At 30.9% G+C, this 13073-nt stretch carries 7 protein-coding genes; 4 read left to right on the forward strand and 3 right to left on the reverse strand.

What is annotated here, in order from left to right; all coding sequences use genetic code 11:
- On the reverse strand, window positions 1-5337 hold a 5337-nt coding region (locus ACH2BC_RS12945; RefSeq protein WP_395054424.1), incomplete at its 3' end, for a hypothetical protein.
- Window positions 5338-5765: 428 nt separating this feature from the next.
- Between ACH2BC_RS12945 and ACH2BC_RS12950 the strand changes: the two genes are divergently transcribed.
- From ACH2BC_RS12950 to ACH2BC_RS12965, 4 genes are all read left to right on the forward strand, one after another.
- Entirely contained in the window at window positions 5766-6248 is a 483-nt protein-coding gene (locus tag ACH2BC_RS12950; RefSeq protein WP_395054425.1) for a SixA phosphatase family protein, read from the forward strand.
- A gap of 2 nt (window positions 6249-6250) precedes the next feature.
- Window positions 6251-8371 (forward strand): polyphosphate kinase 1, encoded by a 2121-nt coding sequence (ppk1, locus tag ACH2BC_RS12955; protein ID WP_395054426.1) that lies wholly within the window; start codon window positions 6251-6253, stop codon window positions 8369-8371.
- A gap of 391 nt (window positions 8372-8762) precedes the next feature.
- A complete protein-coding gene (locus ACH2BC_RS12960; RefSeq protein WP_395054427.1) occupies window positions 8763-9653 on the forward strand; it encodes a Ppx/GppA phosphatase family protein in 891 nt (296 codons plus the stop codon).
- A 464-nt stretch (window positions 9654-10117) separates the two neighbouring features.
- Window positions 10118-11119 (forward strand): proline iminopeptidase-family hydrolase, encoded by a 1002-nt coding sequence (locus ACH2BC_RS12965; RefSeq protein WP_395054428.1) that lies wholly within the window; start codon window positions 10118-10120, stop codon window positions 11117-11119.
- 76 nt (window positions 11120-11195) lie between these two features.
- Here ACH2BC_RS12965 and ACH2BC_RS12970 read toward each other — a convergent pair whose 3' ends face one another.
- Together ACH2BC_RS12970 and ACH2BC_RS12975 are read right to left on the reverse strand one after the other, a co-directional pair.
- The gene (locus ACH2BC_RS12970) at window positions 11196-11576 is read right to left on the reverse strand and encodes a RidA family protein (protein WP_395054429.1); all 381 of its coding nucleotides are present in this window, start codon (window positions 11574-11576) and stop codon (window positions 11196-11198) included.
- Window positions 11577-11709: 133 nt separating this feature from the next.
- Window positions 11710-13073: putative LPS assembly protein LptD (locus ACH2BC_RS12975; protein ID WP_395054430.1), on the reverse strand; the 1364-nt coding region annotated here is incomplete at its 5' end.

The raw sequence follows: 13073 nt of genomic DNA on the forward strand, positions 1-13073 counted from the left end.
AGGATTTCCAGAAACAGTTGCTAAGTTATAAACTGTACCTACGTTAATGTCAGCTTGTGTAATAGTATACGTTGCAGTTGCTGTACCAGATTGACCAGGTAAAAGAGTACTTGGCGCAACGGCAAGGTTCACAGAACCAGTTAATGCATCGTTAATAACAACATTAGTAAGAGTTACGTTACCAGTATTAGTTACTACAAAAGCATACGATATAGTATCACCAGGATTCGTTACACCAATTGGCGCAGAAGAATCTACATAAGTTCCATCTTTAGTAATTTGAATGCTTGGAGCATTTGGTAATAAAGTTATTGTACAAGAAGTGCAAGCAGGATTAATAGGAGTACAAGCATTACAAGGAGTAGGATCAGAGGATACATCTGTTACATTTGGTCCGTTTGGTGGAGTTCCTGTAACTAAAGCAACATTATCAACTTGACCTGCATCTATATCAGCTTGAGTTATTATGTATTGTGCTGTAAAGTTATTAAAATTTGATTGACCGACTGATAGTAAAGCAATTGGTAATCCAACTACATTTACAAATGAATCAGAAATTGTAATATTTGTTAAATCACTTGAACCTGTGTTTATTATGGTGAAATTATAATTTATAGTGTCTCCAACACTTACTCCGCTTGGTGAAGTTGTATCTGAAAATAAACCATCTTTTAACAACATTATTGAAGGAACATAAACCGGAACAGTTACAATAGCCGTATCACAATTAGTTGGATTTAAATTTTGACAAATTTGGTAAGTTATAGTATAGGTTCCAGCAGGAGTTCCAACAGGAACAGTAACCACACCAGTTGTAGTATTTAAAGTAGGAACTGGAGCACCACCAATAGAAACCGCTGGGGTTTGTACTGTCATTGTAATTAATGAAAGATTCAATAACGGATTGTTATTTAAAGTATCAGCACCAGAACCATTTGCAACAAGTACATTACCCACAGATGGATTACCAGAAGCACCATTAGTAGAAGGCATTAAATCGTTTTCTGCCACAATTGGAGCAGCAGTAACAGGTACAGTTACAACAGCAGTATCACAATTAGTAGGATTTAATATTTCACAAATTCTATAAGTTAAGGTATACGAACCAGCAGGCGTATTAGGCGCAACTACAACATTAGTACCAGATAAAGTTATTCCCGGATGAGTTGAAGAAACAAATGTGGTATTGATTTGAGTTGGTATTACCGCCAAACCATTTAAAGTATCATTACCTAAAACATTAGTTAAAGATATTCCACCAGTACTTCCATTTACAGATGAACCAGAATCATTTCTAGCATCAATTGTTGGTGGTCCAACAGGTACAGTTACTTCTGCATTATCACAATTTGTAGGATTAGCAATTTCACATATTCTGTAAGTTAAGATATAATTTCCAGCTGGAGTTCCTGCAGCAACTACGACATTAGTACCAGATAAAGTAACATTAGGATTAGTTGACGTCACAAAAGTGGTAGTTACTAAAGCAGGATTTGTAATAAGTACACCATTTAAGGTATCGTTCACTAGCACATTAATGAAAGATGTTCCACCAATATAACCATTTATTAGTACACCATTATCATTAACTGCATTTATTATTCCACTAACTGGAGTTGGAGTAGCTGTTGATGAATTATTATTTGTATTAGAATCAGTGTAAGTTCCAGAGATTATAGCAGTATTTGCATAATTACCAGTTGAATTTACAGTCGCTACAATAGTTAGTGTCTGACTAGCTCCATTGTTAAGTGAACCTAAAGACCAATTTGGTGCTGTCCAAGTTCCTATTGAAGGTGTAACACTTACAACTGAATAACCATTAGGCAAAATATCATTTACATTAACTCCAATTGCATTACTTGGACCATTATTAATTGCAGTTATTGTAAATGTAACATTCGTTCCAATAATCGGATTAGAATTATTTACAGTTTTTAGAACTCCTAAATCAGCACAACCAACAACATTTATTGCAACTGAATCTGAACAACCTTGAGAAGTATAAATAAAATTATAAGTTCCTAAAATTGCATTAGCAGCAAATGTAGCTACTGCAATACCAGAAGTTGTTACACCTAAACTTGCTCCAGTTGGATTTCCAGATTGAGCAGTCCATGTTCCATTATTAGGTGTTCCAGTTAAAGTTGCAGTACTTCCTGCACAAACACCACTTTGATCAGCACCAGCATTTGGTTGAGGAAAAAAGTTTATCGTTATAGGAGTAAAATCTAAAGGAAGTGGCGTATTTGGATTGTTAGATAATTCACTTCCACCATATTGAGCAGGAAGATTATTCCATATTGCTTGAGTATTAATAATATTAGCGCCACTTGTAAAAGTAGTACTGTTTGTAGTTACTGATGTAGAAAAAGTAGTTGTTCCTAGTGGAACATTTAAATTATTAATTGTTAAAACATTATTAGTTCCACTATTGGCATTTGAAATTGTTACGACTACAGAATTACCATATATTGCTTGTAAAGTAGACTGTAAAGATAAAGCTGTAAATGAAAATGATAATCTGTTATCAATGGTATAACTTATTGATTGATTTGTTAGAGTTGCAGGAGTAGAATTACTAATACTAAAAATATAATTAAAAGTTCCAGAAGCACAAGAAGTAACATCTGTTGATGTAACATTTGTACTTAAATTTAAGGCAACTCTGTAAGGACAATCACATCCATCAGATTGAGTAACTGGAGTATCTGGAGTTCCAATTTGTGTAAAAGCACCAGAAGTTTTATTTATTGAATAAAATGTATTTTGATCACCACCAGCTAAAGGACTTCCATAAGCATAAAGATTTCCAGATGCATTTATAAATAATGATCCAATACCAGTATTATTTGCATTTCCACCAACCAAAGTTAATGTACTAGCAGATGGATCAATTCTATATAAACCTCTTAAATTTCCAGAATTATTAGTGTAAAATCCATAAAGAAGATTATCAGTAGGATCTATAATTAAATCTCCAAAATTTGCTACAGATGGACTATCTGAAATACCAGTTAAATTTGTTGAGTTAACTACTAATGTATTTATATTAAAAGACCACATAGTAAAAGTACCTGGGTCAATTAAATAAACTATTCCATTTCTATCACAAACAGCATTATTCCAAAATTTTGCAGGTAAACCCGAAACTGTTTGAGCGACTACTGTTCCGTTATTTCTAAGTTGATATAAAATGTTAGAACCTGGATTTTGTCCAAATGCATAAATGAATCCGTTGTAGTAAAAACTAGCATTCATTAATAAATTAGGATAAGTAGTTACTGTAGCTATATTAATATCATTATTAGCTGAATCTATTGTAATTTCACTTAATAATGTTTGGTTACTAGGAGTGGTTACTTGTCTTGTTAAATAAAATTTATTTGAACATGCAAATCCTAAACCAGTATTAGTGGTTGGAGTTGTAGCTACAGACGAAGTATTATTACTCAAAACAGGATCTGAATTGGTGCCAGAAATTGTCGCTGTATTAGTATAATTTCCATTAAAACTAACTGTAGCAACAATTGTTAATGTAGCGTTTGCTCCACTAACAAAATTTCCAATTGTCCAATTTGGTGCAGACCAAGTTCCGGTTGAAGGTGTTGCGCTTACTAACGTGTAACCTGATGGCAAAACATCACTAACCACAACATTAGAATCATTACTTATACCTAAGTTACTAGCTGTAATTGTAAATGTAACATTATTACCAACAACAGGTGTGCTATTGTTAACTGTTTTTACAACTCGTAAATCTGAACATCCTTTAAATGTAGTTGTAGCTACTGCCGATGATACTAATCCATAACCCCAAGTATTTAACAACCTAGCATTACCATAATCGGTACATGTTAAACCATCAGTTTGGTTTGCTCCAACTGCTGGTGCAGGAATAGTTTGTAATAAATTTCCATTTCCACTCCAAGCTCTTGCAGGACTAACTGTTCCAATTATAGAGTTGTTTAAACCTGTGCCAGTTAAATTTACATTCTCTTCATTATTACCACCATTACAATTTCCGTCAATATTAGTTAATAAACTGTCATCCCAAAACATTAGAGAATTGGTAATTGCAACTGGTGCAATTGAAGATACATTAAATCCGTTAATATTTAATTCAGCATCATATAGAGGTAAATTAAAACGTCCTTTTAGAAAATTAAGAGTCAATGTCATTGAAGCTCCATCTAAAACTGGATTTCCAAAGCCATCTAATCCATCCCAAATTATAAAATTGTTTCCAGCAAATAATCCAGTTAATTCAAGCATTCTATCAGTTGTTCCTGTTTGAAAACCAGAAACACCATTTAAATCAAAAAATAATTTTACATCTCCAGGTTCAGAAATATTAAAATTAACTCGATACGGTCCACACAATGTAATAGTTGGGCTTAAAAATGTAGGTGCAGCAGGAATTGAAGATACAGGATATAAAACACTATCAGGATTGTTTAAAAAGACTTTAAAACCATTTAATAGAGTAGGCGAAACAGCCGCATTTATAGATCTACGAGTTGTTTCAAAACTTCCTGTTTCAGATACACCATATCTATTTACAGAAACGTTATAAGCAATAGGTTGAAATCCTGGTTTAAAATCAATAAGTAAAACAACTCTATCGTCTGTATATGCATAAAAATTTGGTTCAGAACTTGCAATTATAGAATTTCCGAATGAACTTGAAACAGCAATAAATGCCCATTTATCTGAATGTAAACGACCATTTCGTTTAACTCCTGTAGCAGATGTTGCAACAGTCATATCAAATAATGCGCCAACAGCTCTATCAGCATTTGAAGTAAGCGGAGTAACTCCACCATCATTACTTCTATAAAGTTCTATCCAATGTTCTCCAGAAACAGTTGGAGAAAATACTAAAGGATTATATCCTGTTGTAACGCCACCAATATTTGGACCTGCAAGTGCTTGAACATGATTATCAATACTTCCTGCAGAACCTAAAGTACTATTCCATATAGCAGTAAGTGCTACAGAACCATCAGGTCTTCTTATTCTGTAATATACATTATTCAATCTTGGCGGAGGATTACCTACAGCATATTGTCTCCAGTCAAAACCAAAGTACAATTTTTCTGTGGCAAAGTTTCCAATGTTAAAATAAATTCTATTATCTTCTGGTGCATTATAGTAAGAACCAGAAGCTAAATCTGGCGCACTTAAAACAGCAGTTATATTACTAGCGTTTGGTGAAAGAGTAGGCGTACCTTCTGCAAATAATGACGAAGAAATTAAAATTGTAATTAGTGAAAAAATTAATTTATAATTAATCATTTTTTTCACATCATTTGAAAATTGTATAATTTTTTTCATTCTTTTATTTTTTTTATTTTTGATAAATTGCTATAACAAAAGTTATTAACATTTTAATTCAGCCCACAAATGTAACTGTCAATTTTATTATTTCCTTATTTATCCTATGAATTACTCGAAAACTCGTTTAACTACTGGTTTAATAATAATTATCGATTAAAGCCCTATTTATAGGATGTTTGACATAGTTTTTACGTACAATTTATTCTACTATTTCTATTTTATTACAACTATTTTCATATATTGTAAAATAATTTATTTTACTTTTATAAAAAAACTTTATCAACACTATTTTGGACAAAACTATAAATCTACTTTTAATAAAACTAATAAAATATCGATAAAGTGTATAAAATAGCAGTTTAATGACGTATTTATATTTATATTGTATATATTAACTTACAAGTTTATTTTTTTAATTCATATTTATGAAAAATGTAATATTAATTCGACACGGAAAATCAAGTTGGAACCTACCAATCAAAGATATCGACAGACCAATAAATCAAAAAGGAATAGAAAATTCTTATAAAACAGCAAGTTTGTCAACTGTAATTGTTAATAATTTTACTCAAATTATTTCAAGTCCAGCAAAAAGAACTTTAGAAACTTCTAAAATATTTAAAGAAGTTTGGAAACTAAAAAATGACTCAATTTCTGTAGTTCCAGAATTATATACCTTCAATTTATCAAACCTTGAAGAAATTGTTAAATCTTGTTTAAATGAGTATCAAACTCTAATTATTTTTGGACATAATAGCGCTATTACAGATTTTGTTAATAAATTTGGAGATATTTTTGTAGATAATGTTCCAACATCTGGATTTGTATCTATAACATTTCAAACTGATAATTGGAAATCAATTAACAAAGGTAAAACTGATAAAATTATTTTTCCAAGCCATATATAATTATGACATATACCAATAAATACAAATATACAGATAGAGAAAAAAGCTGGCTAGCATTCAACGCCAGAGTTTTACAAGAAGCAGCAGATGAATCAGTTCCGTTATTAGACAGACTAAGATTTTTAGGAATTTTTTCTAATAATCTTGACGAATTTTTTAGAGTACGTTTTGCAGCAATACGTCGTTTAAGTCTTTCTGGAGTTTCGGGCGAAAAAATTCTTGGAGGTATTTCTTCTCAACAATTAGTAAAAGATATTACAGATATTGTAATTAATCAACAAGCCGAAAGTTTAAAAATTCTAACCATTATAGAAGCCAAACTTAAAAATGAAAATATTTTAATGATTAACGAGAAAGAACTATCTGTAGATCATCAAAATTTTATTCACGATTATTTTATTCAAACGGTTTCTCCTGCATTAGTTACAATTATACTAAATGATTTGGCAGAATTTCCAACACTTAAAGATACTTCTGGTTATTTAGCTGTAAAACTTGTAATGAAAACCGAAGAAAAAGCGAAATTGTTAGGTCTAGTAAAACCTAAAAAAGAAATTCGTTATGCCGTAATTGAAATTCCAAAAACACTAAACAGATTTGTAGTGCTTCCATCAAAAGATGAAAAGCAATACATAATTTTTCTAGACGATGTTATCCGTTTTAATTTAAGTAGCATTTTTAATATTTTCGATTACGAAAGTATATCTGCTCACATGATAAAAATTACTCGAGATGCCCAACTTGATATCGATTCTGACTTGAGTAAAAGTATGCTTGAAAAAATTGCAACATCAGTAAAAGAGCGAAGAATTGGCGAACCAGTGCGTTTTGTTTACGATCAAGAAATAGAAAAAGACACACTAAAATATTTCCTTACTAATATGGGAATCGAATCTACTGATGGAATAATTCCTGGCGGAAGATACCACAATCGTAGAGATTATATGAATTTCCCAAACCTTGGCAGATACGATTTATTATACCAGCAAAAAACACCTTTGCCAGTTCCAGGATTATCATTAGATGGAAGTATTCTTAACAAAATTGCCAAGCAAGATTATCTAAATTGCGCACCATATCAATCGTTTTCTTACCTAATTAAGTTTTTAAGAGAAGCAGCATTAGATCCAAAAGTTACCACAATAAAAATTACATTATACAGACTAGCCAAAAATTCTCAAATAGTAAGTTCACTAATAAATGCAGCCAAAAATGGTAAAAAAGTGGTGGTACAAATAGAACTTCAAGCACGATTTGACGAAGCAAGTAATATTTCCTACGCAGAGCAAATGCAAACGGAAGGAATACAACTAATTTTTGGAATAAAAGGACTAAAAGTACACAGTAAAATATGTGTAATTGACCGAATTGAAAACGGAAAATTAAAACGTTACGGCTTCATTTCTACAGGAAATTTTAACGAATCTACTGCCAAAGTCTATACCGATGTTACACTTTTTACCTCACACCAACAAATTTTAAAAGACGTAAATAAAGTATTCGAATTTTTCGATATTAATTACCGATTACAACGTTACAAACATTTAATAGTTTCGCCACATTACTCACGTTCAAGGTTTTATAAATTAATAGATAGAGAAATTCATAATGCCAATGCAAGTCGTCCAGCATTTATAAAACTCAAAATGAACAGCTTGTCAGATTATGCAATGATAGACAAACTCTACGATGCAAGCAACGCAGGCGTAAAAATTCAACTGCAAGTAAGAGGCATTTGTTCGTTAATTCCAGGCGTAAAAGGAATGTCAGAAAACATAGAAGCCATAAGCATTGTAGACAATTTTCTAGAACATTCTCGCATTTTTATTTTTGGCAACGACAACAACCCAGAAGTATTTATTTCCAGCGCCGATTTTCTTACTCGCAACCTCGATGGACGAGTAGAAGTAAGCTGTCCAATATACGACGAAACCATAAAAAAACAACTAGTAGACAATTTTGAATGCGGTTGGAAAGGAAACGTAAAAGCACGTTACCACTCAGAAAAACTAGATAATAAATACCGAATTCGCAAGCAAAATGAACCAGTTTTTCGAGCCCAACAAGAAACTTATAATTATTATAAAAACACAATCGAAGAAACAATAGAAAATAAATTGTAATTTTATGCAGTGCCAATTCCAGCTTTACGTTACAAGTTTTTGCAAAAACAATTTGTTTTTCTAAGCCATTAAAAGAGCTTCCGTTGGTCGCTTTTTAATACCAAGAAAAACTAAATTATTTTTGCAAAAAGCTTTCCACTTTACTCTGGGGCAAAACAACAAGTAATAAAGATTAAAAAACAAATTTCAAATAACAAATTACAAGTAACTTCCAAAATCTAAAATACAATATTCAAAACCACAAGTTTGAAATTTAAAAAATTGAAATTTGAAGTTTATCTGTAATTTATCATTTGTCTTTTGGAATTTAAAATAAAAGCCAACCAAAACTAATATGTAGTCTGAGCTTGACGAAGACTTAAATAAAAAAAACCTAATTCCCAAATCATTAATGATTTCAATAAAAAAATACGCAGCAATAGACATTGGTTCCAATGCAATGCGATTACTAATAACCAACGTTGTAGAGCAGGACAATAAAGAAACCCAATTTAATAAATCGGCATTAATTCGTGTGCCAATTCGTTTAGGACAAGATGCATTTACAGTTGGAGAAATAACTCCAGAAAACATTGACAGAATGGTAGACGCAATGGAAGCATTTAGACTATTAATGAAAGTATATAAAGTAGAAAAATACAAAGCTTGCGCAACATCGGCAATGCGAGAAGCTTACAATGGAAAAGAAGTTGTAGAAATAATAAAACAAAAATCGCAAATAGACATAGACATTATCGACGGAAAAGTGGAAGCGTCAATAATTGCGTCGTCAGATTTACACGGATTTCTATCTACAGACAAAACCTATTTATATGTAGATGTTGGTGGCGGAAGCACAGAATTCTCATTGTTTAGTAATGGCAAAATGGTAACATCCAAATCATTTAAAAACGGAACAGTTCGACTTTTAAACGATATGGTAAATGAAGTAGTTTGGAATGAAATAGAAAAATGGATAAAAACCAACACCTGCGAGTATGAAAATATTACATTAATAGGTTCAGGTGGAAACATTAATAAATTATTCAAATTATCAGGAAAACAGCAAGACAAACCGTTATCTTACTTGTATTTGAATTCGCAATATCAATATTTAAATTCATTAACCTACGAACAACGAATTGCCGAGTTAGCATTAAATACAGATAGAGCAGACGTAATAATTCCGGCAACAAGAATATATTTAAACGCAATGAAATGGTCTGGAGCAAGACATATATATGTTCCAAAAATTGGACTTGCAGATGGAATTGTAAAAGCAATGTATAATGGAACAATTTAAAAAGTTAACACAAATTAAATAGTTTTTGAACAAAATATTTCACACGAATGACACTACCGATAGCTATTAGAAGTGTAATTTGTGGTAAAAATTATAATAAAAACGAAGTTTTAAATTAGTGAAATAAAACGCACAATAATTCGTGGAAATTCGTGTAATTCGTGTCAAAAAAATCAAATTTGTGTTTAAAAGAAAACAAAACGAAGTTTTTAAATTAGTGAAATAAGAAGCATTTATAATTAGTAAAAATTCGTGAAACGTGTCCGCCTTTTTGGAGGATTCGTGTCAAAAAATGAGATTCTTCCTGCGTCAGAATGACAAAATGCCAATAAAATAATTTGCGAAAATTTGTGTAATTTGTGGTAAAATAAATATAACAAAACGAAGTTTTAAATTAGTGAAATAAAAAGCATTAATAATTAGTAAAAATTCGTGAAATTCGTGTAAAAACAACAACAACAACTATGAAAAAACTAATCCTATTCCTGACAATCACAACACTATTTTCGTGTAAAAATGAAACCACAAACAATTATCTTTCAGATGAAACCGAAGGAATAAAAATTGGTGGAACAAAAATGATTACTATAGAAACTCCAAAAGGAAAATTCAAAGTTTGGACAAAAAGAATTGGTAATAACCCAAAAATTAAACTATTACTTTTAAATGGTGGACCAGGAATGAGCCACGAATATTTTGAATGTATGGAAAGTTTTCTTCCCAAAGAAGGTATAGAATTTATATATTATGATCAATTAGGAACAGGTTTTTCAGACAATCCTAACGATACCACAATGTGGGATTTACCAAGATATGTAGAAGAAGTAGAGCAAGTAAGAAAAGCATTAAATCTAGATAAAAACAATTTTTATTTACTTGGACATTCTTGGGGTGGAATTTTAGGAATGCAATATGCACTAAAATATCAAGAAAATATGAAAGGTTTAATAGTTTCTAATATGATGGCAAGTTGTCCAAAATATGGCGAATATTCTAAAGTATTAGAAAAACAAATGAATCCAGAAGTACTAAAAACCGTAAAAGAATTAGAAGCCAAAAAAGACTACACCAATCCTAAATACATGGAATTATTAATGTCTAATTTTTACAATCAACACATTTTAAGATTACCAGTAAAAGATTGGCCAGAACCAGTTACTCGTTCAATGGGAAGATTAAATCAATCATTGTACATAACAATGCAAGGTCCAAGTGAACTAGGAATATCTGGTAAACTTACTAATTGGGACGTTTCTAAAGAATTAAAAAATATAAAAATTCCAACATTAGTAATAGGAGCAAAGCACGACACAATGGATCCAGAATATATGAAATGGATGGCAACACAATTTACTAATGGTAGCTTTTTATACTGCGCCAACGGAAGTCATATGAGTTTGTACGACGATCAACAAACGTACATGAATGGATTAATAGATTTTTTAAAGAAATCAAATACTAATTAAAGACACTATTTTATAAAACCAAAAGCGATTTTCAATTGAAAATCACTTTTTTTATATAATCAATTATTTTATTTTTTTATAAAACTGCAATTATAGAAATTTCAATATTTACGCCTTTGGGCAAACCAGCAACTTGAACTGTTTCTCTTGCTGGAGCAGTTTTTTCATCAAAATAAGTAGAATAAACCGAATTAATTTTGGCAAAATCATTCATATCCATAATAAATATAGTAGTTTTTACAACATTTTCAAAAGTCATTCCTGCAGCTGCAAGAACTTCTTTCATGTTTTCCATTACTTGTTTGGTTTCAATTTCAATAGAATCTAAAACTAATTCCATTGTCAACGGATTCAAAGCAATTTGCCCAGAAGTATACAAAACACCATTAACAAGTACAGCTTGATTGTATGGTCCAATTGGCGCAGGCGCATTTTCTGTAAATATTATTTTTTTCATTAATTTATTTATTTTTTTATATAATTCTAAAATCAACAATTTACAATCAACAATCTAAAATCTACAATCTACAATCTAAAATCTAAAATCTACAATCTTCCATCTTCCATCTTCCATCTTCCATCTCAAAAAACTACCTCAAACCTCTATCAGCTTGATTGTTCTTATCATATTTAATATCGCTAAGAATACCTGATTTTATCCCAATAAAAAATCCCCAAGACGCATTATTTCCAAACGGCAACCAGTTAAAACTCATATTCCAACTCAATAAATCTCTGTTTAATCTAACTTGAGTAAAACTGACACCTTTGTTAACAAAATCATATCCTGTAGAAACTCCAATTTTCCATTTAGGTGTTAAATCGGTATTGGCAGAAACCATTAAAGAACTGCTTGAAATTCTATTTTGAGTTCCATTATTATTGTAAGTTATGGTGTAAGCAAAAGTCAAATCCCAAGGAATATCTGCATTATAAAAACCTGCAAACTCTTTTTCCTCTTCATCATTTTTAAATTCAGATTCGTTAGGATCATTAAAATCGTTTGCAGTTCCAAAGAGATCATCTTCTCTACCACCATTCCTTTCGCCTCGTGTATTTTTCTCTTTTTCTTTGTCTTTTCCATCGCTAGATATTGAATATCCTAATGATAAATTGAAATTATCAATTCTAAAAGGATTGGCAATAACTAAATCGTTTTTGTCTCTTACAGCATAAGGATCAATTTGTGCTCTAAAATTTACAGGCATCTTTTGGTTAAATAACAAAGTTCCTCCTGTTATTCCAATTGTAGACCATCTTGCTGTTGCCAAATCATAACTAGAATCAAAGTTCAAATTATTCAATAACATAATCTTTTTTGGCTCTGTTTTTAAGGAATCTTTATCGGTTACTTTGGCTTCAAATGTGTTGCTTAAGCTAAATCCTAAAGTATTAGAATAATTTTTATTAGGAACACCAAGACTTCCTTCAAATCGTGTATATTCAGTAAAAATAGATTCTACAGGAAACCCAGTTGCTTTGGCATAAATTCTATCAGATTCATACGTTTCATAATATTTACTGAAACTTGGAACATAAGAATGAGAAACATTTGGTCTAACTACATGACGAATGGATTTTATTTTACTTTTTTCTCCAAAATCATAAGTTCCATAAATAGTTGTTCCTAAACTGTTATTAAAGCTGTAAGTTCTGAAAGAATCAAATCCATTAATTCTAGTATCTACAGCTCTATTAGTCTGAAAATCTCCAGTTCGTTTTATAGTTTGTAATGTCCAAACCTCATTATAATTTACTCCTGTTGAAGCACTAAAATGTTTAAAAATTTTATAATTGGTTGCTAAAGGAATTGTATGCGCAAATCCTGTTCGAGCATTTTCAAACATTTCTCTTTTAAAAAATAAAGAATCAGTAGTTGTAAATTGATTGTCGCCTCGTAAATTATATTGAAAATTTATATTTTTAAAAAAACCTTTTTTAATTCCGTCTTTAG

The sequence above is a fragment of the Flavobacterium sp. genome (genome assembly GCF_043760115.1).
Taxonomy (GTDB): Bacteria; Bacteroidota; Bacteroidia; order Flavobacteriales; family Flavobacteriaceae; genus Flavobacterium.

Coding starts and splice junctions, on each gene's coding strand:
- ACH2BC_RS12950 (WP_395054425.1), top strand. CDS start 5,766: ATGAAAAATGTAATATTAATTCGACACGGAAAATCAAGTTGGAACCTA.
- ppk1 (WP_395054426.1), top strand. CDS start 6,251: ATGACATATACCAATAAATACAAATATACAGATAGAGAAAAAAGCTGG.
- ACH2BC_RS12960 (WP_395054427.1), top strand. CDS start 8,763: ATGATTTCAATAAAAAAATACGCAGCAATAGACATTGGTTCCAATGCA.
- ACH2BC_RS12965 (WP_395054428.1), top strand. CDS start 10,118: ATGAAAAAACTAATCCTATTCCTGACAATCACAACACTATTTTCGTGT.
- ACH2BC_RS12970 (WP_395054429.1), bottom strand. CDS start 11,576: ATGAAAAAAATAATATTTACAGAAAATGCGCCTGCGCCAATTGGACCA.